This is a genomic window from uncultured Actinomyces sp., from assembly GCF_963542285.1.
Lineage (GTDB): Bacteria > Actinomycetota > Actinomycetes > Actinomycetales > Actinomycetaceae > Pauljensenia.
On the sequence record NZ_CAUTWQ010000003.1, the window covers coordinates 57439 to 82644 of the forward strand.

General features: G+C 55.3%; 24 protein-coding genes. 1 reads left to right on the forward strand and 23 read right to left on the reverse strand.

Annotated features, from left to right (window positions below; genetic code table 11):
* Nucleotides 1-74: 74 nt before the first annotated feature.
* Both RW023_RS02295 and RW023_RS02300 read right to left on the reverse strand, forming a co-directional pair.
* Nucleotides 75-839, reverse strand: a complete 765-nt coding sequence (locus RW023_RS02295) for an SseB family protein (RefSeq protein WP_315579701.1) — start codon at nucleotides 837-839, stop codon at nucleotides 75-77.
* The gene (locus RW023_RS02300) at nucleotides 839-1552 is read right to left on the reverse strand and encodes a hypothetical protein (protein WP_399499245.1); all 714 of its coding nucleotides are present in this window, start codon (nucleotides 1550-1552) and stop codon (nucleotides 839-841) included. Before RW023_RS02300 ends, RW023_RS02295 begins: the two co-directional genes overlap by 1 nt.
* A gap of 53 nt (nucleotides 1553-1605) precedes the next feature.
* On the opposite strand from RW023_RS02300, the gene RW023_RS02305 reads away from it, so the two are divergent.
* Nucleotides 1606-1839, forward strand: coding sequence for an RNA-binding S4 domain-containing protein (locus RW023_RS02305; RefSeq protein ID WP_315579702.1), 234 nt, complete (start codon nucleotides 1606-1608; stop codon nucleotides 1837-1839).
* Nucleotides 1840-1914: 75 nt separating this feature from the next.
* On the opposite strand, the gene dnaE is transcribed toward RW023_RS02305, so the two are convergent.
* The 21 genes from dnaE to dinB all read right to left on the reverse strand — a co-directional run bounded on the left by dnaE (nucleotide 1915) and on the right by dinB (nucleotide 25201).
* Nucleotides 1915-5463 carry a DNA polymerase III subunit alpha gene (dnaE, locus tag RW023_RS02310; RefSeq protein WP_315579703.1) on the reverse strand — a complete coding sequence of 1183 codons (3549 nt, stop codon included), beginning with the start codon at nucleotides 5461-5463 and terminating at the stop codon, nucleotides 1915-1917.
* 57 nt (nucleotides 5464-5520) lie between these two features.
* Entirely contained in the window at nucleotides 5521-6435 is a 915-nt protein-coding gene (locus tag RW023_RS02315) for an RluA family pseudouridine synthase (RefSeq protein ID WP_315579704.1), read from the reverse strand.
* A gap of 2 nt (nucleotides 6436-6437) precedes the next feature.
* Nucleotides 6438-6902, reverse strand: coding sequence for a signal peptidase II (lspA, locus tag RW023_RS02320; protein ID WP_315579705.1), 465 nt, complete (start codon nucleotides 6900-6902; stop codon nucleotides 6438-6440).
* A gap of 82 nt (nucleotides 6903-6984) precedes the next feature.
* Nucleotides 6985-7602, reverse strand: coding sequence for a DivIVA domain-containing protein (locus RW023_RS02325; RefSeq protein WP_315579706.1), 618 nt, complete (start codon nucleotides 7600-7602; stop codon nucleotides 6985-6987).
* A gap of 194 nt (nucleotides 7603-7796) precedes the next feature.
* Nucleotides 7797-8105: a YggT family protein gene (locus RW023_RS02330; protein ID WP_048712172.1), complete on the reverse strand. Its 309-nt coding sequence runs from the start codon at nucleotides 8103-8105 to the stop codon at nucleotides 7797-7799.
* 2 nt (nucleotides 8106-8107) lie between these two features.
* The gene (locus RW023_RS02335) at nucleotides 8108-8572 is read right to left on the reverse strand and encodes a cell division protein SepF (protein WP_315579707.1); all 465 of its coding nucleotides are present in this window, start codon (nucleotides 8570-8572) and stop codon (nucleotides 8108-8110) included.
* 59 nt (nucleotides 8573-8631) lie between these two features.
* The gene (locus tag RW023_RS02340) at nucleotides 8632-9378 is read right to left on the reverse strand and encodes a polyphenol oxidase family protein (RefSeq protein WP_315579708.1); all 747 of its coding nucleotides are present in this window, start codon (nucleotides 9376-9378) and stop codon (nucleotides 8632-8634) included.
* Nucleotides 9378-10616, reverse strand: a complete 1239-nt coding sequence (gene ftsZ / locus RW023_RS02345; RefSeq protein ID WP_315579709.1) for a cell division protein FtsZ — start codon at nucleotides 10614-10616, stop codon at nucleotides 9378-9380. The genes RW023_RS02340 and ftsZ overlap by 1 nt, the downstream gene beginning before the upstream one ends.
* Before the next feature lie 136 nt (nucleotides 10617-10752).
* Nucleotides 10753-11838, reverse strand: a complete 1086-nt coding sequence (locus tag RW023_RS02350) for an FtsQ-type POTRA domain-containing protein (protein ID WP_315579710.1) — start codon at nucleotides 11836-11838, stop codon at nucleotides 10753-10755.
* Complete coding sequence (murC, locus tag RW023_RS02355) at nucleotides 11835-13193, reverse strand: UDP-N-acetylmuramate--L-alanine ligase (RefSeq protein WP_399499266.1); 1359 nt, start codon at nucleotides 13191-13193, stop codon at nucleotides 11835-11837. The genes RW023_RS02350 and murC overlap by 4 nt, the downstream gene beginning before the upstream one ends.
* A 44-nt stretch (nucleotides 13194-13237) precedes the next feature.
* Nucleotides 13238-14365: an undecaprenyldiphospho-muramoylpentapeptide beta-N-acetylglucosaminyltransferase gene (gene murG, locus RW023_RS02360; RefSeq protein WP_315579712.1), complete on the reverse strand. Its 1128-nt coding sequence runs from the start codon at nucleotides 14363-14365 to the stop codon at nucleotides 13238-13240.
* A complete protein-coding gene (locus RW023_RS02365) occupies nucleotides 14362-15645 on the reverse strand; it encodes a putative peptidoglycan glycosyltransferase FtsW (protein WP_315579713.1) in 1284 nt (427 codons plus the stop codon). The genes murG and RW023_RS02365 overlap by 4 nt, the downstream gene beginning before the upstream one ends.
* On the reverse strand, nucleotides 15642-17096 hold the full coding sequence (murD, locus tag RW023_RS02370; protein WP_315579714.1) for a UDP-N-acetylmuramoyl-L-alanine--D-glutamate ligase: 1455 nt from the start codon (nucleotides 17094-17096) through the stop codon (nucleotides 15642-15644). Before murD ends, RW023_RS02365 begins: the two co-directional genes overlap by 4 nt.
* On the reverse strand, nucleotides 17078-18163 hold the full coding sequence (mraY, locus tag RW023_RS02375) for a phospho-N-acetylmuramoyl-pentapeptide-transferase (protein ID WP_315579715.1): 1086 nt from the start codon (nucleotides 18161-18163) through the stop codon (nucleotides 17078-17080). The genes murD and mraY overlap by 19 nt, the downstream gene beginning before the upstream one ends.
* Nucleotides 18160-19554, reverse strand: coding sequence for a UDP-N-acetylmuramoyl-tripeptide--D-alanyl-D-alanine ligase (murF, locus tag RW023_RS02380; protein ID WP_315579716.1), 1395 nt, complete (start codon nucleotides 19552-19554; stop codon nucleotides 18160-18162). The genes mraY and murF overlap by 4 nt, the downstream gene beginning before the upstream one ends.
* A 42-nt stretch (nucleotides 19555-19596) precedes the next feature.
* Nucleotides 19597-21300: a penicillin-binding protein 2 gene (locus RW023_RS02385; RefSeq protein WP_315579717.1), complete on the reverse strand. Its 1704-nt coding sequence runs from the start codon at nucleotides 21298-21300 to the stop codon at nucleotides 19597-19599.
* Nucleotides 21301-21356: 56 nt separating this feature from the next.
* Nucleotides 21357-21752 (reverse strand): hypothetical protein, encoded by a 396-nt coding sequence (locus tag RW023_RS02390; RefSeq protein ID WP_315579718.1) that lies wholly within the window; start codon nucleotides 21750-21752, stop codon nucleotides 21357-21359.
* Complete coding sequence (gene rsmH / locus RW023_RS02395; protein WP_315579719.1) at nucleotides 21749-22762, reverse strand: 16S rRNA (cytosine(1402)-N(4))-methyltransferase RsmH; 1014 nt, start codon at nucleotides 22760-22762, stop codon at nucleotides 21749-21751. Before rsmH ends, RW023_RS02390 begins: the two co-directional genes overlap by 4 nt.
* Before the next feature lie 72 nt (nucleotides 22763-22834).
* Nucleotides 22835-23266 carry a division/cell wall cluster transcriptional repressor MraZ gene (gene mraZ, locus RW023_RS02400; RefSeq protein ID WP_019127157.1) on the reverse strand — a complete coding sequence of 144 codons (432 nt, stop codon included), beginning with the start codon at nucleotides 23264-23266 and terminating at the stop codon, nucleotides 22835-22837.
* A 333-nt stretch (nucleotides 23267-23599) separates the two neighbouring features.
* On the reverse strand, nucleotides 23600-23974 hold the full coding sequence (locus RW023_RS02405) for a DUF3040 domain-containing protein (RefSeq protein WP_315579720.1): 375 nt from the start codon (nucleotides 23972-23974) through the stop codon (nucleotides 23600-23602).
* 9 nt (nucleotides 23975-23983) lie between these two features.
* Nucleotides 23984-25201 carry a DNA polymerase IV gene (dinB, locus tag RW023_RS02410; RefSeq protein ID WP_315579721.1) on the reverse strand — a complete coding sequence of 406 codons (1218 nt, stop codon included), beginning with the start codon at nucleotides 25199-25201 and terminating at the stop codon, nucleotides 23984-23986.
* Nucleotides 25202-25206: the final 5 nt, after the last annotated feature.

Below are 25206 nucleotides of genomic sequence, written 5' to 3' on the forward strand. Positions count from 1 at the left end.
GATTGGTCGCTAATATCTTAGCAAATTCATGCCTCAAGGGCGATATTCGATTGATGGCAATGCGATGGAATGACTCACATCCCCACCCATCGAGGAACCCATTGAATCTGGTCGGTAACGGCGCGCAGCCGAGGAAGAGCACTGAGCCCTTCAATGACACCCTGGACTTTTTCTCGCAGCTCAGAGCGCTTTAGGTCGCCCTCATTCCTACGAACCTCCGCCGCATCAATTTCAAGAATGATGCGACAGATTTCCTGGCCGGCATATTCCACGTGGAGATCGCTCACTGGCGAGAATTCCTGGCTTGCCTGCTCAAGTAGCAGATTCTTAAGGTCTCGATCTTTCCACGCAGGAAGCCAATGATCACCCTGAGCCAAAGCCGCGGTTGCACTTCGAGGAACCACGATATCTGCGCTGTGGGGGTCAAAGACGACGCGCCCTGCGCTTTCAACCAAAGCGACCAGAGCAACTCGCTTGAAAGGAACTCCCATGGGACGCGAACTCGGATCAAAATCCGAAAGTGATGCAGAGGAGCTAAACGCAGCAATTGCTGGGCCCGCGGAGGTTTCAACCACGAGAAACCCAGCTGGATCATGCCCCAACTCGCCCGCATGGACTCCAGTTACTCGAGGATCCTCTTCGACACGGATTGGGACGATCACACGCTCATCCTCAAGAGCATAGACCAGCTCTTCGAGTTGCTGTGCGCTACCCTTAGGGCACTCAAGCGCATGCTGAGTTTTACTCAGCACCTGCCCGTGATCATCTCGGTTGTGCGTAGCCATCGAAAGACGCTGCGCCAAACGGTTCTTCTGTTCTTCGCCAATTGCCTCGGCCATCAACGCTTCCTAAACCACGAGAAGGGACCGCGGCGCCCTCCCTTTCCATCCGCTTGAATAGAATCGGGATAGTCGGAGGGAAGAGTTCGACCAAGCAATAGATCCTCGGTCGCCTGAGGCATTGCCCCCAGCAACAGTCCTGCCGGAATATCATCCTCGCTACTTCCATTAACGTAGCGCTGCGCAGTGATCTGGCCTGACACACCGGGCTCAACACCGTCGCCTTCAACCAGCCAGGACATAATCGCAACGGCACCATACTTCGACAGTCGCGAAATCACCGAGGCAATCCGATCAACTTCCGGTGGCATTGGACGACGTCCTGTCAGAAGCACATTGAGTTCTTCTTCTTGAGTCGTCTGGGTCTGCACTCGCAGCCACACCCCCGTCCACGGCTTCAAACGCACCACGGCCTCGTGAATACCGGAAAGAGCGAGCAGCGAATGGAGGGCTTCGGCGGAAGGGATGGGAGCAAGTACGAGGGCAACGGAGAGCTTGCCCCCCTCAAGGTGAAGCGACTCATCAACGGGGGTATCAAGAGCGTCTCGTGTCGACGATGCATTCTCCCCCGCATCTTGTGGCAGATCCCCCTCGAGATCGGACTCCATGTCTGCGACTAGATCACGAAACTGCGCATCCAGATCCCGATTATTGTCTTCAGACACAAGGGCCTCCACTTCCTGTTGGGTAACAGCGTTATCGTATCGCGACATAGCGGCGTGTGATAATACAAAGCGAGAAACACCCCTCAAGCACAGGAGCGCACATGCCTTCTATCCCCACTATCGAGGTCCGCGGCTCGATCCGACTAGGCCAATTCCTCAAGCGCGCTGGTCTGGTTGAGGATGGTGCAGAGGCGCGCGACTTGATCCAAAGCGGTGACGTGAGTGTCAATGGCGAAGTTGAAACCCGCCGCGGGCACGCCCTAGAAGATGGCGAGATCGTCGAGCTTCGCACGCCACAGGGAGTCTTTGCCGCTCAAGTTCGCGTCATCGACTAGCAGTCGAGGCCAACGCGCCCTCTCGTCGCGCCGGTTCCCTTCTCTAAGTCCACGAGGCCTGCACGAGTGCACGTCTCAGTGAGAGGTCAGTACTCCTTCAGCACCAACAACCGCCTTCACGTGGCTAAAGAATGGCCCCGATTGGGTGACGCGCAGGGATGAATCCAATTCGACAATTGTCACGCGTCCAGGTTCACGCAGGTGCAAACGTACGGGTGAAGAGCCCGGGAAGGTCTCCAGCACTTCCTTCAACTCACGCAAAAGCTCAGGAGTGCAACGCGAGGCAGCCAGTTCCAAGTCAAGGGGAACATTTCCGTCTTCGCGTAGCTCGAGAATGTTCATCGACTGACCATAAATTGACACCTGCTCATCGCGAGTGTTGACACGACCCTCAATCTGAACAACAAGGTCAGGAGCTAGGAAGGTTTGTACTGTCTCATAGGCGCGCGGGAAGAAGAGCACTTCGACCGAACCGCTCAGGTCTTCGATTGTCGCAATTGCCCAGGGATTACCCTGCTTCGTCACTTTGGTTTGAAGCGATGAAACCAAGCCCGCGATTTTGACAGTGCGGTCGACCACGCTCTCATCGCCGCCAACAATCTGCGCAATCTCGACGTCTTGGTGGCGCTCCAAGGCACCTTCAAGCCCGCGCAAAGGATGGTCCGAAACGTAGAGCCCCAGCATCTCGCGTTCTTCGGCGAGCTTTTGACGACGGTCAAACTCAGGAAGATCCGGAATTTCGATTGCCAGAGAAGAACCTGAATCCTCCCCCATGCCCATTCCGCCAAAGAGATCAAACTGTCCGATCGCTTCATTACGCTTAACGTCAATCACCGCATCCACGGCCTCGTCACAGCGCGACAGAAGAGCGCGGCGCGTGTAACCCAGCGAGTCGAAAGCACCTGCGCGCACGAGCGACTGGATCGTTCGCTTATTGCACACCACCTGAGGAACCTTGTCCAAGAAGTCTTGGAAGGTTACGAACTTGCCCTTCTCATGACGCGTCTCGACAATCGCGTCAACGACGTTGGCACCAACATTCTGAATAGCATTCAGACCGAAGCGAATGTCCTTGCCATCAGGAGCAAAGGTGCCCATCGAGGCATTGACATCCGGAGGAAGGACGGTAATTCCCATATGGCGGCACTCCGCCAAGTAGAGCGCGCGCCTGTCCTTATTGTCTTTCGTCGAGGTCAAAAGAGCGGCCATGTACTCGGTGGGATAGTTTGCTTTAAGGTAGGCAGTCCAATACGACACCAAACCGTAGGCTGCAGAGTGGGCCTTGTTGAATGCGTACGCCGAGAAGGGAACAACCACATCCCACAGAGCCTTGATTGATTCTTCGGAATAGCCGTTATCTAGCATGCCCTGCCGGAAGCCCTTGAACTGTTGGTCCAGAACTTCCTTCTTCTTTTTACCCATGGCCTTACGCAAGATATCTGCTTGGCCAAGAGAGTAGCCAGCAAGTTTCTGGGCAATCTGCATGACCTGCTCTTGATAGACAATCAGACCGTAGGTCGTTCCCAGAATGTCCTTCAAAGGCTCCGCAAGTTCGGGGTGGATCGGAGTGATCTCCTGGCGCCCGTTCTTACGCAAAGCATAGTTTGTGTGCGAATTTGCACCCATAGGACCGGGACGATAGAGCGCACCTACAGCGGAGATATCTTCGAAGTTATCCGGTTTCATCAGCTTGAGAAGGTCACGCATACCGCCACCATCAAGCTGGAAAACGCCCAAGGTATCGCCGCGGCCCAACAACTCATATGTCGCCGAATCATCTAGCGGGACATGGTCTAGATCGGGATCCTGCTTGCCATTGAGTTTGATGTTTTCAAGAGCATCAGAAATAACCGTCAGGTTGCGCAGTCCCAAGAAGTCCATCTTGAGAAGCCCAAGACCTTCACAAGTCGGGTAGTCGAATTGGGTGATGATCGCCCCGTCTTGAGGGCGTTTCATGATGGGGATAATGTCCGTCAGCGTATGCGATGACATGATGACCGCACATGCGTGGACGCCCCATTGACGGGTCAGGCCTTCAAGCCCCAGTGCGTACTGAACAACCTCGTGGACATCGGGGTTCTCTTCATAGTACTTACGGAACTCCGCAGCTTCGGCGTAGCGTTTATCCTTCTCGTCGAAAATACCCGCAACCGAGATGTCCTTGCCCATAACCGAAGGAGGCAGTGCTTTCGTCAGCTGCTCCCCCACCTTGAAGTCGCGTCCCAAGATTCGCGCAGAATCTTTCAGGGCCTGCTTGGTCTTAATTCGACCGTAGGTGACCACTTGTGAAATGCGGTCTTCGCCGTACTTTCGTTTAACGTACTCAATGACCTCATCGCGACGACGTTCGTCAAAATCAACGTCAAAGTCGGGCATCGAAATACGCTCAGGGTTCAAGAAGCGTTCGAAGATCAGTCCGTGGTTGAGCGGATTGAGCTCGGTGATCTTCATGGCGTAGGCGACCATGGACCCCGCACCCGAACCACGACCGGGCCCCACGCGGATTCCCTGACTTTTTGCCCAGTTGATGTAGTCGGCAACGGTGAGGAAGTAGCCCGGGAAGCCCATCTTGATGATGACGTCTTCCTCGTATTCAGCCTGCTTGCGGACATCATCCGGAATGCCTTTGGGGAAACGCTCCTGAAGGCCCTTTTCAACTTCTTTAATAAACCACGAGGTCTTATCTTCCCCTTCCGGAACAGGGAAGTCAGGCATGTACGAGGCCCCCTCAGCAGTGGTCCTGAAGTGGACATCGCATCGCTCTGCAATTTCCAGCGTCGAATTGCAGGCTTCTGGCAGTTCCTTCCAGATCGAGCGCATCTCTTCGGAAGAACGAATGTAGTAACCGTCTCCGTCGAACTTAAAGCGATCCGGATCAGAGATTCGAGAACCCGAGTTGATGCACAGCAGTGCGTCCTGAATTCCGCGGTCTTCCTTTTTGACGTAGTGTGCGTCATTTGTAGCGACCAGCGGTGCGTCCATGAGCTTCGCAAGTTCGAGGAGTTGTTTTTGCGTACGCCTCTCGAATTCAATTCCGTGGTCCATAACTTCCACGTAGAAATTCTCGGGTCCAAAAATGTCGCGCAGCTCTGCGGCCTCAGCCACGGCCTCGTCCCACTGGCCCAAACGCATGCGTGTCTGAACTGCACCTGAAGGGCAACCGGTGAAAACGATCAGTCCTTTGTGGAAGCGTTCAAGCAGTTCCTTATCGGCGCGAGGCCACTTACCGAATTGCCCATCGACCGAGGCGTAACTTCCCAAGCGGAAAAGGTTGTGCATTCCCTCTGTTGAGTACGCAAGCAAGGTGAGGTGGTTATACGAACCCGAAGCTGATACGTCGTCAGCTCGCTGCCAAGGCTCACCCCAAGTCACCTTTTGACGATCGAAACGTGAAGTACCTGGAGTGACATAGGCTTCCAAGCCAATGATGGGCTTGATACCGGCCTTTGTCGCAGCATCGTAAAACTCATATGCACCGAAGAGGTAGCCGTGATCGGTCAGGCCAATTGCGGGCTGCCCCAGCCTTGCAGCTTCTGCAACCATCGGCTTGATTCGTGCTGCTCCATCGAGCATCGAGTATTCCGAGTGATTGTGCAGATGCACGAAAGAGTCCGCTGGTGCCATGGTGTCAGTCTAGTGTTTCTTGAGCCAGCACACTGGGCGAAGCATGAAACAAAATGCTTACGCGTGACGCAAAATCTCCAAAGCGTGATTGAGGTCATCCGGGTAAGGGGCTCGCACTGTCACAGGAAGTTGAGTTCGCGGATGCGTAAATCCAAGCTCAACCGCGTGCAGCCACTGACGGTCCAAACCCAACTGTTCTGCTTTCTTGGGATCGGCTCCATAGAAGACATCGCCAACACAGGGATGGCCGATAGCAGCCATATGCACGCGAATCTGGTGAGTACGTCCGGTTTCCAGATGCACATCCACAAGCGCGGCACCCGCCATGAGCTCGAGGGTGTCGTAGTGCGTCACCGCACGCTTCCCCCCGTCTATCACCGCCATACGCCATTCCCGTGAGGGATGGCGTCCAATCGGCGCGTCAATCGTTCCCGAGGCCGGGTCTGGGTGTCCCGCAACCACCGCATGGTAGATCTTGCGTACAGTACGTTCCTTGAAGGCGCGCTTCATCACCGAGTACGCGAGTTCGGACTTGGCAACCATCATTGCGCCCGAGGTTCCTACATCCAGTCGATGAACAATTCCTTGACGTTCAACTGGGCCATGAGTAGTGATTCGATATCCCGCCGCCGCGAGGTTGCCAACAACAGTAGGACCTGTCCAACCCGGACCCGAATGCGCTGCAACACCAACCGGCTTGTTGACGACGACAATATCGTCATCGTCGTAGAGGATATCCATCCCGACTACTGGAGTTACAGGAGTTTCCACTTCAGGGATCGTAATTTCTAAAAGGTCGCTCGCTCCAAGCCTGTCCGATTTAGAGGCGCACCTACCATTAATCGCCACATTCCCATCAAGGATGAGCTCACTACAACGTGAACGCGACAGACCGAGAATACGCGAAAGCGCTGCGTCGACGCGCTCTCCAACCAACGCATCGGGCACGGGCATCAAACGAGTATCGGACATATTCAGCGCACCGAGTGCTTGTTACCGGTAAAGCTTGCAATGAGCAGGATAACGACCGCACAGACAATCCAAATATCTGCAACGTTACCAATGAACCAAGTCCCGTATCCTATGAAGTCGACGACGTGGCCACTTCCCCATCGGGGTTCCTGAATAAAACGATCAATTAAGTTACCAGCCGCACCGCCAAGGAGCAGAGCGCATCCGCTGGCAACCAAGCGCGACTCAACGCGTGGAAGATACATAACAATCGCAGTAACAACAACGCAGGCGATACAGGTGAAGATGATTGTCGTCTGCGAGCCCAAGGAAAAGGCTGCGCCTGGATTCGCAGTGAGCTCCAGCCTAAGGAAGGATCCAAGGAGCGGGCGTTGCTGCCCATCACTCAGATTCCTCAGTGCCCAAAACTTTGAAGCCTGATCCGTTGCCAATGCGATTAAGGCAATGATGTACGCCCAGATGAGCATGCTGCGATTATTTTTCTTCACATAAAGAATTATGACGGTGGCGCCGCGAAGGCGCCACCGTCATAGAGATCTTGATCCGAAATCAGTTCTGAGTTCCAGCGTTCACTTCCTGGAGCAAACCTTCCAGGTGCTCGCGCAGATTTGCACGGTACTCGGACTCGAAGGAACGCAGTTCGTTGATCTTGCCTTCGAGCAGTGCGCGCTCCTGATCCAGCTGAGAAAGAATGTTCTGGTGCTGGTTCTGTGCGTCAGCAATAATTTCGTCACGCTTTGCATTTGCGTCGGAGATGATGCGATCGGCTTCTTCGCGACCGTCGCGGACGTACTCGTCGTGGACGCGCTGTGCCAGTGCAAGCATCGAGGTTGCCGACTCTGCGCTCTCGGGAGTAGCAGCGACTGCAGGGGCAGCAACAGCAGTCTCGGTGACGGAAGGCTCGGATACAACGGGCTCTTCAACGACAGGAGCAGCGGCCTCTTCTGCAGGCTTGTAGCTGGGGGCTTCGCCACCGGACAGCTCAGCGACACGACGCTCAGCAGCCTCAAGCTCTTCGCGCAGGTTCTGGTTCTCAGCCTGGAGAGTATAGATCGTGGAGACAACCTCATCGAGGAAGTCGTCAACCTCGACCTGGTCATATCCTTCACGGAACTTCACGATGTTGAAGGTTTTTTCCAACACATCTTCGGTTGTGAGCAGAGCCATTTGTTTACCTCTCGGTACTTGTTGTGTGACGCTCGTATGCTTGCGTCACCGGATCACCGATGAGGATGACCCGAACTACACACTGGAATAATAGCGGAACTAGCGTCACAATAACACCAATTTCCCCATATTTCACTTATTACTCAGGTGACATGCAACCGCGATAGAACCGAGGTCACTGCCAAACGCAGGAGCTAAAAGCCCAAGCTGCGAACGAAAACCCCAAGGTTTTCAACAATGATCGTGGCCAAGAACAGGATCATAAATCCCAGATCAATGGCAACGTTCCCTCCAAGACGCAGCGGCGGAATAATCCTGCGTAGGAAAGAAAGAGGAGGATCAGTCAGCGCATAGACCAGGTTCGCGATGGGCAGAATGACCCCTGACGGCCGCCACAGTGGAGAGAAGAAGCGAATCCAATCAAAAATCATGCGCGCGATCAACACGAGCATGTACAGACCCGCAAGAAGAGCAATCGCTCCCCCCAACCACTGGGAGATCATGATCAGCGCCCGAAGAGCGAAGTCGCCGAACGGTTCGAGCCGGTCACGTCGCCGGTTACCTCAACGCTGTGAGGCGAAAGAAGGAAAACACGATCGGTGACGCGTTCAAATACGCCTTGAAGCCCATAGGTCAAGCCGACAGCGAAGTCAATGAAACGCTGTGCATCCTTATCTGAGACCTCAGAAAGATTCATGATGACGGGAACACCATCACGGTAGGGCTCGGCAATTGCCGGCGCATCGTTGTAGTTCAGCGGACGCACGGTGACGATACGCGAAAGATCCGCCTGCTGAACGCTGCGGCGTTCCTCGCGGTGAATGGGCGTGACATTCGACGCGGGGGTAATGCGAGCCACTTCTGTCTCCTCAACTTCTTCGGGAAGGAAGTCCAAGGTGCTCTCATCGACCTCTTCCGGGGTGTACCAACCCATGAATTGGCGTGCTTTTGCTCCGAAGCCTGACATCATGCTCTCCTCTACGTAATGGGACCTGAGCACAAGGTAATGCTCCGGAGCGATTCACACGGTTAAGACTGTCGGCATGTCGCAATTACTGATGCGAAACGCCCACAGCCTGGGTCTCGACGAAAGGAATGATATAAGGGATTTTCCAGAGTGCATTCATTGATCCACGAGGCCGTGATCCCGCGCTCCGCAGCCCATGCCAATGCCGCACCGGGAAGATCTAGGGCATCACTCCCCCACGATGTGCGCGAGACTATCGCGGGAGCAATAAGCGCGCTCTGATCTTTCATTGAAGTCGGGACTTCGTAGCACCGGCCGCAGATAGACGGCCCAATAAGCATCTGAATATCGGCGGTGTCCACACCAAAAGAAGCAAAAACCTCACATGTTCGGTCGAGAATCCCTCCGAGGAATCCCACACGTCCAGCGTGAACTGCGCCGATGACTCCGTTTCCACTACTCAGCAAGATCGGCATACAGTCTGCCGTCATCACGGCTAAGGCTGGAGCTTGCTCCCACTGACGTGCGTCGATCACGACACCATCGCAGTCAAGGGGGCCTATTTCCCCTTGATACTCCCGTGACGAAAGAGAGGCACCCGCAGGGGTAAGCGCTTCAACATTCACCGAATGCGTCTGATTCATCCAAACAATTGGATGACCAATTAGGGCAGAAAGCTCACGACGACGCTCATGCACAAGATCCGCGCTATCGCCAACGTGCGTCCCAAAGTTGTCCCGATATGGGTCAGTGCCCGCGCCGACTTCAGTGAAGTAAACGCGGGCACCGTGCAGGTCAGTGTGCTTCATCAGCGCAGGAAATCAGGAATATCCAAGACGTCCGAAGGCTGTTCCTCTTCGAAGACACGAGGTACTTCGAGGGAAGGAACTTCCTTCGACGACTCTTCTTCGCTCTGGCGGGCAATCGGAATCTGGTTGGTGCGCGTTGGCAATTCAGGATCCGCGCGGTGAGCTGCGGTGTGAGCCGAGGCCACCTCCCCGATGCGGCGCTGAGGAGCTGCTGGAGCTTCGGTCTTTTCCTGACGAGCGTGGACCGGTCGAGGAGCCACGACGGGCTCATTTACCGGAGAAGATTGGGATGCCACCTCGTCAAATCCCGCCGCGATGACGGTCACGCGAATTTCGTCGCCAAGGGAGTCATCGATGACAGAACCGAAGATGATATTTGCCTCGGGATGCGCGGCCTCGCGAACCAAGAGCGAAGACTGGTAGATCTCCTGCAAGCCCAGGTCGGAACCACCCTGGAAGAACATGAGGACGCCGTGTGCACCATCGATCGAAGCTTCAAGAAGCGGCGAGGAAATGGCGGACTCGACTGCCCGCAGAGCGCGATCTTCACCGGTTGCCGAGCCAATACCCATGAGGGCGGAACCCGCGTCCTTCATGACGGACTTCACATCGTTGAAGTCCACGTTGATCAGACCGGGGGTGGTGATCAGTTCAGTAATACCTTGAACGCCAGAAAGCAGAACCTGATCGGCGGCACGGAAAGCTTCGAGTACCGAGATATTGGCATCTGAGATCTGAAGCAGACGATCGTTCGGAATGACGATCAGGGTGTCGACCTCTTCGCGGAGCTTCTCAACACCAGCATCAGCCTGGGATGCGCGGCGGTTTCCTTCAAAAGAGAATGGGCGGGTGACAACACCGACGGTCAGGGCACCTGCAGTGCGCGCAATCTTCGCAACAACGGGAGCAGCACCGGTTCCGGTACCACCACCTTCACCTGCGGTCACGAAGACCATATCCGCGCCTTCAAGGGCCTCGGTAATTTCGTCAATATGGTCTTCAGCTGCCTGTCGTCCCACTGCGGGGTCTGCTCCGGCGCCGAGGCCATGGGTAAGGTCACGACCAATGTCCAACTTCGTCTCTGCATCGGACATCAGCAAAGCTTGCGCGTCGGTGTTCACAGCAATGAACTCAACGCCTTTCAAGCCAACTTCAATCATTCGATTGACGGCGTTAACACCGCCGCCACCAACTCCGACGACTTTGATAACCGCCAGATGATTCTGCGGTGCGACCATAACCTTGCCCTCTTTCTGCGCACCAACCTTAAACCTCAAGTAGAAGGTTGATGTTTGACCTGCGTGTAGACGGGAAGAAGGTAGGGGCAAGACCCGAATTCTTCAAGACAATTCGCGGGCGTGTCGCTTCTCTAAGTTAAGAAGTGACAGGATGCACGGGCGAGGACACATCATAGGTCCGCGCCTGACGCTGCGAAATCAAAACAGCCGCCACTTTTGCCTTGAGATCGTTGTCCTTCGCTACTCCCCAATTGAGCGTTCGAGAATTTGTCAAGGTCATGGAGACAGTTTGGCCATCGTGAGTGATCATCGTGATATTCGAGCGCAGATCATCCCCCATCGCTGTCCAAATCGCCGCGACATCAGCTGCAGCTTGTGAGCGGTGATCACCGTCGGGAAGGGTCGTTGGGGCCATTCCCTCGGGAGCCGTCGAGGCAGAAGAAACCTCTACGCCCTGATCGTCGACCAAAGCCCACGAAGTCCCCTCTTTCACCGCCAAAATCGCTTGCCGGGGACGGACCTGAACGGTTAATCCGCGCGGCCAGGAACGCTGGGCATGAGCCTCACGAACCAAACGCACCTTCGCGATTTGCTCGTCGATCGCAGAAGTCTTAAGGCGCGGAAGCGGAACAGAGGCAAAAGGTTCGATCGCGGCACGTACCTCGTTTTGAGTAGTCGTATCATCACCAAGTCCCTCGATCGATACCTTTGACATATCGAGGGCAAAAAGAGGCGAGAAGAAGACTCCCCACACCAAAGCACACACGACAATGACCGCGCCACAGACGGAGGCAAGTCGCGTAAGGAGAAGACGTCGATGCGCATGCGTGCGTTCACGACGCCTCTCATTCAAATCAGCCGTTGCGCTCTCATCGCTAGACCCCAAAATCGCAGCCGCATCCGATTGCCCCAGTGGGCGGTTGAGCAGTTCTCCACTACTGGGTGGCTGTGCACTTGCCTCACGCCTCGCGCGACGCAACTCGCGGTTCCGCTTCCTACGCGCAGCGCGTTCTGTCTCTTCCTTCTCCTCGGCCGACGAGGCCTGAGCCGAAGAGAGCGCAGGGCGATCCGAAATCGAAACCTCGGGAGAAGAAGCGACGGTATCGGAAGAGGAAGCTTGCCCGGATGCTTCCTCGGGCGCGGCAAAGCCCTCCGGGGACTCAGACGAGGCCTCAGATACAGAAGAAAAACGAGAACGACGGGGACGCGGGGGCTGCTTCACTGGCCACTCCCCTGTTCCACACGCTCCCACTCATCCAAAACATCACTACCGGCCTGTGTAATTGAGCCAGCACCCATAGTAACTAAGATTCCGTCCTCGCCGAGCTCGCGGGCAGCCATACGCGCAGCCTCATACATATCTGGAACGTAGTGTGCTCGAGAGAGATGCGAAGTAATGAGCTGCGAAGTCACGCCGGGCACCGGATCCTCACGCGCGCCATAAATATCGCAGACGTAGACGTAATCCGCATGTGAAAGCGCTTGAGCGAAGCGCTCGGCGAAAGCCTGAGTACGCGAATACAGGTGCGGTTGGAAAACCACGCTTACTTCCCCATCACCAGCCGCAGTACGAGCCTGCTGCAATGCTGCAGCGACCTCGGTGGGATGGTGTGCATAGTCATCAAACAGCCGACGAGTGCCAACTTGTCCCTTGAACTCGAAGCGCCGAGAAGTTCCAGCGAATGCAGCCAGAGAGTGAGCCATAGTCTGCGCGTCGGTTCCCAGGCGAACGCCTGCAATCCACGCCGCACAGGCATTAAGAAGATTGTGAATCCCAGGAACTGCCAGATGAATTTCGGCCTTCACATCACTCCAGGCCACCAGCGCCGAAGCGGTATGGCCATCAGTATGAGCCTCTTCGATGATGACATCTGCGCTTCCGCCCAAGTCTGCGCTCTCATGACCGGAGCGCGCATAGGTCACGGTATCGATGCCCTGAGTTCGAGCATATCGGGCCAAACGGGCACTTCCACCATCTTCACCGCAGCACACCAAGGTTCCGCCCGGGCGCAGACAGCCAACAAAATCAACGAAAACCTGCTCAAAAGCTTCGCGCGACCCATAGCGATCCAAGTGATCAGGTTCAACATTGGTGACAATCTCGATCCACGGAGTGTAGTTGAGGAAGGAGCCATCGGATTCATCGGCTTCGGCAACGAAAACATCACCGCTGCCCAAGTACGCACCCGAACCCAGCTGAGGAATCACCGCGCCTACCGCAATCGACGGATCCTCACCGGAATCACGAAGGGCCATCGAAAGCATCGCTGAAGTCGTCGTCTTCCCGTGTGCTCCCGCAACTGCCACGAAACGCATACCGCTTGCAGCCAGAGCCAGAGCCTGGGAACGGTGAATGACGCTTTGTCCACGTCGACGGGCCTCGGCCAGCTCCGGGTTACTCTCACGCACTGCGGTGGACACAACAACTACCGCGTCAGCGGGAACATGGGCAGCATCATGACCGACAAAAACTTCAATTCCTGCATGACGGAGGTGATCAAGAATGGGAGATTCCTTCTGGTCAGAACCCGAAACTTCAAGACCGCGATCCTTGAGAAGCTCAGCAACCACTGACATTCCAGCGCCGCCGATACCGATGAGATGGAAGCGATGGGTTGTGCTCACTTCTGTTCCTTCTTCTGAAGAGTCGATTCAATAAGGTCAGCAAGTTGTTGAGCGCCGTCGGGGCGCGCAAGCGCGCGGGAAGCGATGGCCATTTCAGAAAGCTTTTCGCTTCCCAACAGCGGGAAGATCATGCCTCGAACGTAATCGGCGGTCAGGTCGTGGTCAGCAACAAGAATCGCACCACCCTGCGCAACATGATCCGCGGCATTCAGCTTCTGTTCTCCATTACCAATGGGCAGTGGAACATACACGCAAGGCAGTCCGAGTGCGGTCATTTCGGCAACCGTACCCGCACCCGAGCGACACACGACCAAATCAGCAACGGCAAGTGCATCTTCCATTGTTGAGAGGTAGTCAATGACATGCCAACGGTCAGCAACACCTGCTGCCTTCACCGCATCGCGAACCTCTTGGTCCTTCCCCCTGCCGGTGAGGTGAACGACCTGCACCCCGTCGGGTAGCTCAGCAGCGACTTTCACCATCGCACGGTTCACATTGAGAGCCCCCAAGGAGCCACCCGTGATCAGCAGAGTCTGCATATCGGGGTCGACCCCCAATTTCGAGGCCGCCAAGCGGCGCGCAGATTCACGTCCTTCTTCGGTGGTACGGGCGGCAGCAAGAGCCTGGATGGCGGGACGCAGAGGAAGGCCCGTCACCACAGTTACTCCGTGCTGCGCTTTTAGAGGAGTCGAGGGGAAAGTCAATCCCAAGGCCGATGCCCAGCGCGCACCTACTCGGTTGGCAAGTCCGGGACGGGCGTTCTGCTCATGGATGATGATCGGAAGGCTCATCTTTCGTGCGGCAAGGTAGGCGGGAGTAGAAACATATCCGCCGAAACCAACGAGCGCATCTGCGCCGCTCAGGGCTGAGCGGCACTGCGCGATCGCACGCTTCATGCGTTCCGGGAGCGAGAAGAACTGTAGAGAAGGTTTACGTGGCAGCGGAACACGCTCAATAGTCACCAACTCGACACCCGCAGCGGGAACCAGCGTTGTTTCCAGACCTTGAGAGGTTCCAAGAGCAACGACGTCATAACCGCGTGAACGAAGTTCCAGTGCGGTCGACAGTAAGGGGTTCACATGCCCAGCGGTGCCGCCACCTGCAAGAACAATTTTCTTTGTCATCGTGTTCCTTCCGTAGATCCAGCACTAGCCTTTCCTGCGCGGCGGCGTCGACGCGAAAGACGTGGGTCGCGCGAGGAACCCGCCGAAAATTTCAGGCCCATAGTCATACCCGCGTTCTCACGCGCGCAAGCAGCAACCAATGCAATAGCCGAAATCGTGAAGAGATAGGACGAACCGCCATAAGACACCAGCGGCAGAGGCACACCAATAACCGGACCAAGCCCCGTCACAGAAGCGATATTAATAATCGCTTGAGTGCCGATCCAAGCAGCGACGCCACCACTGACAATTGTTGCGAAGAACGAATTAGTTGAGTGGATGAGCCGTACCATCCCCCAAATCATCAAACAGATGCACGCAACAACGGTCAGTGTCCCCAAGAGGCCGAATTCTTCTCCAATAATTGCCAAGATAAAGTCTGTATGCGCGGCCTGGAGATAGTTCCATTTTTCTCGAGATGCGCCAGGACCAAGGCCAGTTAGCCCTCCCGAGCCAAGTGCCCACAGCGCGTGATCAATCTGCTCGGGGGCCGAAAGGTTACGCGCGGGGCGGTTCCACGGAAGAACTGCAAGAATTCGCTTCAGGCGCGTGGGGTTTTGGAAAACTAAGAAGACGACAACCGGAATCGCGGAAAGAAAAATAACTGCAAACCACTTGCGCGGAAGCCGTGAAACCCAGATGGCGCCGAATGCACCCGCAGCCATGACCATCGCGGTGCCCATGTCCTTACCGAGCATGACGTCAACAAGAGCAACGAGAATAGGGAGCCCTACCGTGACTGCCATCTGTCGCCAGTCATTGCGGCGAGCACCTTCCCGTGACAGTGAGCGTCCCAAGGCAACGATCAACGCCAGTTTGAGAAACTCCGAGGGCTGGAATGTTCCAAGTCCGGGAAGCGACACCCAGTTAGTGTTTCCGCCCTGCGATGCCGCCAGTGGTGTCATGACTAGCGCCTGAAAAAACAGGGCTGCGAGATAAATGGCCGGTGCAAGGCGGTACCAGACTGCCGAGGGGATCCTTTGGATAAAAATCGCTGCAAGCAGGAAGGAGACGCCAATAATGAGCAGCTGACGCAAGAATGCAGCGTAGGGACTGCCACCACTGGCGATAGTTGTCACGGCAGAAGCTGAAAACCCCATCACCAAACCGAAAACGGTCAAAATGAGCGCGGGAATAACGATCAGATAGTAGGTGGCGACAGGCGAATACACCCGATCTCCACGTTCTTTCGACGCAAATTCGAAACGCGGGATATGCAGGCGCTCCAGTAGGGAGCTCATTGCGCCGCCCAATTCGCTTCAAGACGTTTCACCGCATCGCGGAAGACATCCCCGCGTTGCGCATAGGAACGGAACTGATCCCAGGATGCACACGCCGGGGCGAGCACAACAGTATCTCCCGGGCGGGACAGAGCCACGGCCTCGTTAACGACAGAGAACATCCAATCCTCATGTCCGTCGACCTCAACGAAGGGAACTTGAGGTGCACGCTGGTGCAGCGCGTTCACAATCGCACTGCGATCCTTGCCAATGACAACAACACCTCGCAAAAGCGGAGCAACGCGGGCAACCAGGTCGCCAAACTCTTGGCCCTTCGTATCTCCTCCTGCAATCCAAACCGCAGTGCCAGGAGTAAGTCCAGACAGCGAAGCGACAGCCGCATGGGCATTTGTCGCCTTAGAGTCGTCAATCCAAGTGACATCGGCTGCATGTGAAATTACTGCACGCCGGTGATGAGCAGGGGTAAAGCTTCGAAGGCCTTCCGCAACCGCTTTAGGCGAAACCCCAAAGGCACGCGCAAGACCGGCTGCAGCAGTTGCATCCATACGCGCAGCATCCGTAACACCGTCGTGGTAGGCAACGCGAAGGTCATCAACTTCAGCTAAAAATTGAGCCTGCATATGGCGTTTCTCAACAAAGGCACGTTCAACGAGCGCATCCTCAACCCAACCGACCTGAGAAATTGAGGGGATCCCCAAGGTCAATCCAATTGCCCGAGCTCCCTCGACGACATCGGCCTCGGCAACCATGTTTTCCACGGTGATATCGGATGCGGGATAGAAACAGGCTTTTTGAGTCAGGTGATAAACCTTCGCTTTATCTGCTGCATAGGCCTGTGCACTGCCATGCCAATCAAGATGATCGGCATCGACATTCAGACACACAGAAGCCAACGGAGAAACAGTCGATACAGTGTGCAGCTGGAAGGAGGAGAGCTCGACAGCGAAGACCGTTGCATCGGTGTCAATAGCTTCACAAATGGGAAGGCCGATATTACCTACTTCGACGGCATTTTCACCTGCTGCTCGCAGCATCGCTCCCAGCATGCCAACCGTCGTGGTCTTGCCGTTGGTTCCAGTAACGCATAGCCATGCACGGCCTGCGTGCTCGGAATCTTCTTGAAGACGCCAAGCCAGTTCGACCTCGCCAATCAGCTCAATACCGGCAGTTGCGGCCGCTGGAAAAATGGGATGGTGAGCGGGGATTCCCGGAGAGACAACAATGCAATCGGGCTTCCAATCAATGGCCGCCCGAGCGAGCGCATCGGAATCAGCTTCGCTGACAAACTCGATGTTCGCGTCGTTTTCAGACTGGTCATCCTCGCGGGCTCTCCCGTCAAAGGCGCACAGCTGCGCACCGCGTTTTACAAGTGCGTGTGCTGATGCCTTCCCAGACACTCCCCAACCGAGGATTGCAAAGCGGCCCTGCCAATTCACAGTCGTGACACCCATTCCGCGTAAAAGAGACCGGCTCCCATCACAGCGAAAAGCGCTGCGATGAGCCAGAAGCGAATAACGATGGTGATTTCTTTCCAGCCCTTGAGCTCAAAGTGGTGGTGCAAAGGAGCCATTCTGAAAACACGCTTGTGCGTGAGTTTGAAGACGCCGATCTGGATGACATCCGAAAGAGTCGTAATGACGTAGAGCCCGCCAATCAAAATTGCAAGGAACTCAGTGTCGGTCAGGATTGAAACACCTGCGACTGCGGCACCAATGGCTTGGGAGCCGGTGTCGCCCATGAAGATCTGGGCAGGCGAAGCATTCCACCACAGGAAACCTGCCAGGGCACCAACCAAAGAGGAGCAGAAAATTGCGATGGAAAGAGGATCTCGGGTGTCGTAGCACGCAGCAACATTAATCGTGTCCCCCCAGCAGGACTGAAGCAGCTGGAAGTACGAAATGAAGGTGTAGGCGACGAAAACAAAAATACCTGCACCGGCGGCCAAGCCATCCAAACCATCGGTCAAGTTCACTGCGTTGGACCAGGCGGAAACGATGAAATTCACCCACAAGACAATAAGAATGACGGCCACAATAATCCCCCACTGGATAAAGGTCAATCCGAGGGGACGAGCAAGAGAAATATCAAAGATGCCCGGAGTGCGACCGTGAACATTCGGAATCGTCAAAATACCCCACGTGAACAGCGAGGCAACAGCAACTTGCCCAACGATCTTTGCCCATGCATGCAGGCCAAGCGAACGCTGATGCATGATTTTTAGTGCGTCATCAAGCAGTCCGATGAACCCGATTCCCACGAACAGGAATACCAGCAGGATTCCCGACCATGAGGGAAGCCCACCGTTAATCAGGGTTCCGATAAACCACGCAACGACAGTGGCGAGAATGATAACAACGCCGCCCATTGTCGGGGTGCCACGCTTCGTCATATGCGACGTGGGGCCGTCTTGTCGAATGAACTGTCCGAAATGGTTGTGTACCAAGTAACGGATGAACAGCGGGGTGAGCGAAATTGAGAGGACTAGACCAACTGCAAAGGCAATAATGAGTCCAATCATAAAGTGCCCTCCTCCACTAGGTGATCGGCGACTTTCCAGGCACCGGAGCCATTCGAGCCCTTGATGAACACAACAGAATTATCTTCCAGTATGCCGTCTAATGCACTAAGTACCTCGTCAACATTCCGCAGGTGACGGTGAGTGTGGTCCTCGCCTCGCTCAGTGAAGTAGTACTGCGAGTCTTCCCCCAGCGCAAGAACACAATCAGCCCCCGCTTCATCAAAGAAACGCGCAACCTGTTCATGGGTACTTTGCGAGGCTTCACCAAGTTCAAGCATTCCGCCGGCAACGACGACCAACTGCCTGCCCGCCGCCAAATCTCCAGCGGCTTTACATCCCGCGCGGAAAGAATCGAGGTTTGCATTGTACGAATCATCGATAAGAGTCACTTTCTTACCCTTGAGGGTAAGTTCATGGATACTCATTCGATGTGGGCTGGCTGGCCTGCGACCTTCAACAGCGGCGCAGGCTTGATCAAGATCAATTCCGAGCGTCCATGCTCCGGTAATTGCAGCAAGCGCATTGGCAACATGGTGAATACCAACAAGCCCGAGGTGCACAGGGAGCACTCGCCCATCGAGGTGGAGTTCGAAAGAAGCCTTCCCCTGTTCATCCAAGGAAATCGCGTGGGCGCTGCTATCTGCCTGACTATTTCCCGAGGCCGAGAAGGTGACCACTCGCCCGGGCGCATGAGCGGCCATCTCCATGACGTGCGGGTCGTCAAAGTTCAAGATCGAGGTTCCCGATGGTACGAGCCCCTGAATCAGCTCGGCCTTGGCATCGCGTACGCCTTCAACAGAGCCGAAGCCCCCGAGGTGCGCATGCCCAACCATCAGTTCGATTCCGGCGTCAGGTGGGGCAATTCGCGTGAGATAGGCGATGTGTCCAGGTCCGGAGGCTCCCATTTCCAGAACAAGGTGGCGGGTCGACTCATCGGCACGCAGAACCGTGAGAGGAAGTCCGACCTCATTATTAAAAGACAGCTGAGGAGCAACGGTCGGGGCATCGGCGCTCATGATCGCCGCAAGAAGGTCCTTGGTCGTTGTTTTTCCCACCGAACCGGTCATTGCGATCACGTCCAATTTCTGGTGCGAACGCAAATCTGAAAGGTAGGCCCGAGCCAATTCGCCCAGCGCGATCGTCGAATCCTCGACAATGATCTGCGTCAAAGGCGAGTCACACGGGTGTTCAACGATTGCCGCCACCGCGCCATTGCGCTCAGCTGCACCCAGATAGTCATGGCCATCGCTATTTTCCCCACGCCGGGCAACAAAGAGAGAGCCTTGACGAATTTCGCGTGAATCCGTTTCAACTGTCCCGGTGACCTCGACGTCGTTTCCGTGGAGCTGTGCGCTCAATGCCTGAGCGATCCAGCGACTGGACCTATGCATTCCTCTCCTTAGGGTCTACCCAACGATCTGGACACTAGCCTACTAGGGTGTCGTGGGATACAGCTGGGCACTTTCTGTAGACGCGGGGATCCCCAGGTTGCGAACGGCCTCGGTCGTGACTTCACTCCACAGAGGTGCGGCCGCATCAGAGGACAAACCAGCAACACGCGGATTGTAGAGGACGACCGAAATGGCCAAGCGCGGCGATTCTGCGGGGACCAAACCAGCAGTGTTCGAAACGACCGCATCCGCACCATTGACTTTAATATCAGCAGTACCTGTCTTGACTGCGACGCGGTAGCCTTCGACCTTTGCTAACTGACCGGTACCCTGCTCATCCGTAACGACGGATTCCATCATGGTGATGAGTTCTTTTGAACGATCCGCGGACATCACTTGCTTAGGTTGCGGTGAGACAGTCTTCTCGGTTCGCCCCTCTGAATCAGTTGTCGAATCGATAATTCGCGGCGCAATCATGACCCCGCGGTTTCCGATCGCTTGGATGAACTGATTCTGCTGGATTGCTGTGATTGCGTAGGACTGACCGAACATCATGGCGTAGCGATCACGCCCTTGAATGGCATCAAAATCGCGCATAATGCCCTGAGATTCACCAGGCAATTCAATTCCAGTGAGCTGGTTCAGGCCCATCCTCGTCATGAAGTCGTAGCGATCACGGTCGCCCACTTGCTCGCCCACTTCGATGGTTCCAACGTTCGACGATTGGGTAAGAATTCCCGTGGTCGTCATCATTTCGGTCCCGTGTTCATGGTAATCCGAAATCGGACCTCCCGCGTCTGCGGGGCTAATGCTGTAGGGAACGGAGTATACGGTCGTAGGAGTGGTCGTTCCCTTTTCTAGGGCCGAGGCCATCGTGAGGAGTTTACCCACCGAGCCAGGTTCGTAGGGCGCTTGGACTCCCATTACGGATTGAGGCTTTGAGGGGTCCGGTGTCGTAGACCCAGAGTCTGCAAGAACTAAGATTCGACCAGTCGAGACATCGGAAATCACGACGACACCCCAGTCCGCATTGTGCTTACGAACACGAGCATCCAGAGCGTCTTGAACCAAGTGCTGAAGATCTGCATGGAGGGTTGTACGGACCGATCCGCCGTCTTGAGGTTCCTTGGTGATCTTCTTCCCACCGGGCATCACAGCACCGTTGGGAGAGATCTCGTAGGCCTCTTCTCCAGAGGTTCCCTGCAAGAAATTATTGAAATAGGCCTCCAGGCCTGAGACACCGTCTCCTTCAGCATTGACGGCACCCACGATCGGACCCGCTGTATTGCCATTGGGATAGGTCCGGTCAAAGACCGCTTCCCATTCAATACCGGTAATGTCGAGCTTGCGGATTTCGCGATAGGTAACAGCATCGACATTCTTTTTCAGATAGACATAGGTCGAATCCCCGAGCATCATGCCGCCCAGTTCCGCTTGGCTGATACCGAGGAGAGGAGAGAGCTGTTTCGCGGCCTCAGCCGGACCACGGCCGACAACATTTCCGTTGTCATCTTTATGCTCGTAGGTCGTAATCGCTTTCTGATTCACCGCAATGTGGTAGGCCTGAACCGAATCGGCCAGAACAACACCATTAACGTCAAGAATTTCCCCACGTTTTGCGCCAATTTCACTGACGGCTGTACGCACTCGTTCACCCTCGGAGGCGAGGGTTGAGCTTTGGAATACCTGAATAACGATGAGCTGGAGAACACAGAACGCAAATCCCAAGAACAGAAACCCAGACATCCAATTCGCGCGATGAGGCGAAGTGTCTGGCGCCTTGAAAATGCGTTGTAACCAGCTCATCGCGCGGCTACCCCACCCTCAACTTGGCCATCGGCCAAACGGATTGTTCCCAGCTTTCCAGCGTGCACCATTCCCTGTGCCTTCGCTGCCTTTTCAAGCTCGACGGGAGAAGCCTTCTCCTGAAGCTGCGTCTGCAGGGTCCACGATTGCGCTTCCAACTCGTTGAGCTGGATCTGGTATTCGCGAATCTGGTAGGAGGTCTGAGCCATGTGCGTGTTGATCAGCATCGGGACAACAATGGCAATAGCAATCATCACCAAGGCAATAAAGGTCATCAGGATGACCGAGCGACGAGGCTGGTCAGAGTTCACCACTGTGAGCAGTGGGCGTACATCTTCACGTACGTATGCCGGACGAGAGGTCGCGCGTGCGCGCGCGGTGGCTCCGCTCATGGTCGTTCCTTCCAGGGGCGTATCATCTGTGCGCCGCGCAGCCGCACAGAAGCGGAGCGCGGATTATGGGATTTTTCTGTGTCATCAGCCAGCTGTGCGCCACGTGTCAGTAGACGCAAGCGGGCTTGAAGTTCTTCTGGGATCATGGGCACACCAGCAGGGGCCTGATCAGTGGCGCCGCGACGGAAGATGTCCTTCACCAGACGATCTTCAAGGGAGTGGTACGACTCGATAACGATTCGACCGCCAACGCGCAGGTGCGCAAGAGCTGCGGGAAGCGCGGCTTCGAGAATGGTCAGTTCGTCGTTGACCGCAATACGCAACGCTTGGAAGGTGCGCTTTGCGGGGTTGCCCCCCGTGCGACGTGCCGGTGCGGGGATACAATCGCGAACGATCTGAGCCAGCTGCGAAGTACGGGTTAGAGGCTCGCTCTCTCGGGTTGCGACGATACGTCCAGCGATCTTCGAGGCGAACTTTTCTTCCCCGTAGACGCGAAGAATCCGCGTAATTTCCTCTTTCGAGGCCGAGGCCAAAAGTTGCACTGCACTGATGCCCGTCTGGGGGTTCATTCGCATATCAAGCGGGGCATCATGCGAGTAAGAGAAACCTCGGTCCTCTTGGTCCAATTGGAGCGAAGATACACCCAGATCCATGAGGATCCCATCGACCATTCCAGAGGGGGCTTGCGCAGCAACCTCATCCATCTTGTCGTAAGTGGTGTGGAAGGCACGGAAACGCGGGCCAAAAGCCTCAAGGCGCTTCGATGCGAGGGCGATCGCCGAAGGATCTCGGTCGATACCGAAAACGGTGAGCTCGGGGAAACGTGTGAGTGCTGCTTCCGTGTGTCCACCCATTCCGAGAGTCGCATCGATGAGAACAGCACCGGGAGCATCAATTGCAGGCGCAAGCATGTCCAAGCACTCATTGAGGAGAACAGGAACATGCAGCTGCGCGGGATCGCGGTCGACAGACACTTCTGCCCTCCTTCTGTGTGATGGGTGTCCGTCCATCCAGGTCCCCCACCGTGCTCTGCCATCGGGGAAGTGACGTCAGAACAACGGGAGGAGACCTGGAAGGGCGGACTAGAACATTCCTGGGATAATTTCGTTTTCAGTTTGCGAGAAGACGTCTTCCTGGACGGATAGGTAGTCATTCCATGCCTGTGAATTCCAGATCTCAGCACGTGAACCCGCACCAATGACGGTGAGCTCACGATCAAGACCGGCGTATTTACGCAGATCCGGCGGAAGGGTAATTCTTCCCTGTTTATCCGGAACTTCCTTATACGCACCCGAGAGCAACACGCGGATATAGTCGCGTGCCTGTTTGGAGGACAGCGGAGCCCTGCGAAGCTCAACCGTCATCTGCTCAAACTCTTGGGCAGGAAAGGCATAGATGCAGTGTTCTTGGCCTCGAGTGAGGACAATCCCACCTTCCATATCCTCTCGGAATCGGGCAGGGAGGATCACGCGCCCCTTGTCGTCGAGCTTTGGCTCGTAGGTACCAAGGAACATCGTTCACCACCTTCCCCTATGTGACATCTTCCCCCACTTTACTCCACGATTTACCAATTTGGCGCCATTTCGAAAGACATTTCATATACATTTAGGGCAAAATCCGCTTAATTCCAACAAAAATTTAAGGTGGAGGAAAGTGGGGGAAATTTTCAGTGTTTCTCGTTAGTAATCTCAGAAATAGCGATTTTCTGCAGAAAACGAGTCTCCGCTCTAAACAATGGCGGAAAGTGGAGACTCCTTGGAAAGCAGGAATGAAGGTTTACCCCGCGTCTTCGGGAGGAATAAAAAAATTCCCGGTGACGGTGTCACCGGGAACCAAAGTAATAAGAATTAGCGATCGTCCGACAAGCGTTGATCCCACTGTTCTTGTTGACGTTCCATAAAGGAGCCGCGCTTTTGGTCCGAACTCGAGGAACTTCCCTTCGCAGTGAGCGCATACCAAGCGCCACCGACCATCAAGAGGAAGCCGACCACGCCGACAATTAAAGAGATTGCCGAATAGCCAAGAGACACAGCAGCAATCAAGACCAGAAGACCAGCAACGATCATCAATGCGCCTGCGGCGACTTTACGCGGCGATAAACGGCCCGTTTGCTTCTCCGCATTGGCATTCGGACGTGAATGATCATTGAAAGAGGCAGGCTGAGAGCCAAACTGTGCCTCCATCTCCTCGAGAACTTGCTTCTCATAATCCGAAAGTGCCATAGCCCCATCCTACTTGTTTTCTTCAAGCAGTGATGCAAGCGATATCGCGCCTGCACCATATTTTCCCCGGATTTTATCCATAGCGCGCTCGGCCGCTTGAGGGCGTTCATCCTGATCAAGGGCAACTTCAAATCCCTCATCGCGCGCAATTAAGCCCTCAGCACGAACGCCAAATAGGCGCACCCCCCCACTTGGAAGAGTCTCCCGTTCAAATAGCTGGTGAGCAGCCAAAGCGATTTCTCGACCTAAATCCGTGGGAACCCTCAGACGTTGCTGACGTGTAATGGTCGAAAAATCCGCTCCACGCATTTTGATTGCAACCTGCTTACAGAGCCAATTTCCCGCACGCAACCTCCTCGCACATTCGTGAGAGGCCTTCGTAATGAACTGATCGAGAAGTGCTCTATCGCGAATATCGGTTTCGAAAGTACGTTCCATCCCCACCGATTTTTCTTCACGCGAAACGGTCACCGGCCTCGGGTCAATCCCCCACGCCAAATTATGAAGGCTGTGAGCCGCAGCAGCACCGAGCAATCGTGATAACCGAGGCAAGGGGTGCGCCGCCAATTGCCCGATTGTTTCGATTCCCTCACGCTCAAGTACCTGCGCGCTCTTGGTGCCAACGCCCCAAAGTGCCCCCACAGGAAGGCCATGAAGGAACTCAATCGTGGCCTGGGAAGGAACTAAAAGCACACCATCTGGTTTCGCATTCGAGGAAGCAATTTTTGCCACAGATTTTGTCGAAGCAATGCCAACGGAAGCAGGAAGGCCAATTTCTTCTCGAATCTGGCGTCGAATCTCGGCGGCAATATGCATTGGTTTCCCGAAACGCAGCCTCGAACCGCGAACGTCAACAAAGGCCTCGTCAACACTAACCTGCTCAACGAGCGGGCTAAAGCGCCCAATCACTGACATGACACGCTTCGAATACTCACGGTAGAGCTCGAAATGTCCCGGAACGAATACGGCAGTGGGGCACAGCGCGCGCGCTCGTGCAGTAGGCATTCCCGCGCGCACACCCAAAGCACGAGCCTCGTAGGTCGCAGAGGTCACGACACCACGGTTGCTACTTCCGCCAACGATGACAGCTTTCCCTACCAACGATGGATCTTCACGAATCTCCACCTGCGCGAAGAAGGAATCCATGTCAATGTGCAAAATATTCGTCTGGGAATCATCATCGCCCCAATAGCGTTTTCCACGACGGTCGCGCGGAGCATTCGACATCGCAT

Coding starts and splice junctions, on each gene's coding strand:
- rsmH (WP_315579719.1), bottom strand. CDS start 22,762: ATGGACGGACACCCATCACACAGAAGGAGGGCAGAAGTGTCTGTCGAC.
- RW023_RS02365 (WP_315579713.1), bottom strand. CDS start 15,645: ATGAGCTCCCTACTGGAGCGCCTGCATATCCCGCGTTTCGAATTTGCG.
- RW023_RS02295 (WP_315579701.1), bottom strand. CDS start 839: ATGGCCGAGGCAATTGGCGAAGAACAGAAGAACCGTTTGGCGCAGCGT.
- RW023_RS02385 (WP_315579717.1), bottom strand. CDS start 21,300: ATGTCTGGGTTTCTGTTCTTGGGATTTGCGTTCTGTGTTCTCCAGCTC.
- RW023_RS02325 (WP_315579706.1), bottom strand. CDS start 7,602: ATGGCTCTGCTCACAACCGAAGATGTGTTGGAAAAAACCTTCAACATC.
- RW023_RS02300 (WP_399499245.1), bottom strand. CDS start 1,552: ATGTCGCGATACGATAACGCTGTTACCCAACAGGAAGTGGAGGCCCTT.
- murF (WP_315579716.1), bottom strand. CDS start 19,554: ATGCATAGGTCCAGTCGCTGGATCGCTCAGGCATTGAGCGCACAGCTC.
- mraZ (WP_019127157.1), bottom strand. CDS start 23,266: ATGTTCCTTGGTACCTACGAGCCAAAGCTCGACGACAAGGGGCGCGTG.
- murD (WP_315579714.1), bottom strand. CDS start 17,096: ATGGGTGTCACGACTGTGAATTGGCAGGGCCGCTTTGCAATCCTCGGT.
- dinB (WP_315579721.1), bottom strand. CDS start 25,201: ATGTCGAATGCTCCGCGCGACCGTCGTGGAAAACGCTATTGGGGCGAT.
- RW023_RS02340 (WP_315579708.1), bottom strand. CDS start 9,378: ATGAAGCACACTGACCTGCACGGTGCCCGCGTTTACTTCACTGAAGTC.
- murG (WP_315579712.1), bottom strand. CDS start 14,365: ATGACAAAGAAAATTGTTCTTGCAGGTGGCGGCACCGCTGGGCATGTG.
- lspA (WP_315579705.1), bottom strand. CDS start 6,902: ATGCTCATCTGGGCGTACATCATTGCCTTAATCGCATTGGCAACGGAT.
- RW023_RS02405 (WP_315579720.1), bottom strand. CDS start 23,974: ATGGCACTTTCGGATTATGAGAAGCAAGTTCTCGAGGAGATGGAGGCA.
- RW023_RS02315 (WP_315579704.1), bottom strand. CDS start 6,435: ATGTCCGATACTCGTTTGATGCCCGTGCCCGATGCGTTGGTTGGAGAG.
- mraY (WP_315579715.1), bottom strand. CDS start 18,163: ATGATTGGACTCATTATTGCCTTTGCAGTTGGTCTAGTCCTCTCAATT.
- murC (WP_399499266.1), bottom strand. CDS start 13,193: ATGTCAGTGGTTGCTGAGCTTCTCAAGGATCGCGGTCTTGAAGTTTCG.
- RW023_RS02330 (WP_048712172.1), bottom strand. CDS start 8,105: ATGATCTCCCAGTGGTTGGGGGGAGCGATTGCTCTTCTTGCGGGTCTG.
- dnaE (WP_315579703.1), bottom strand. CDS start 5,463: ATGGCACCAGCGGACTCTTTCGTGCATCTGCACAATCACTCGGAATAC.
- RW023_RS02305 (WP_315579702.1), top strand. CDS start 1,606: ATGCCTTCTATCCCCACTATCGAGGTCCGCGGCTCGATCCGACTAGGC.
- RW023_RS02335 (WP_315579707.1), bottom strand. CDS start 8,572: ATGATGTCAGGCTTCGGAGCAAAAGCACGCCAATTCATGGGTTGGTAC.
- ftsZ (WP_315579709.1), bottom strand. CDS start 10,616: ATGGTCGCACCGCAGAATCATCTGGCGGTTATCAAAGTCGTCGGAGTT.
- RW023_RS02390 (WP_315579718.1), bottom strand. CDS start 21,752: ATGAGCGGAGCCACCGCGCGCGCACGCGCGACCTCTCGTCCGGCATAC.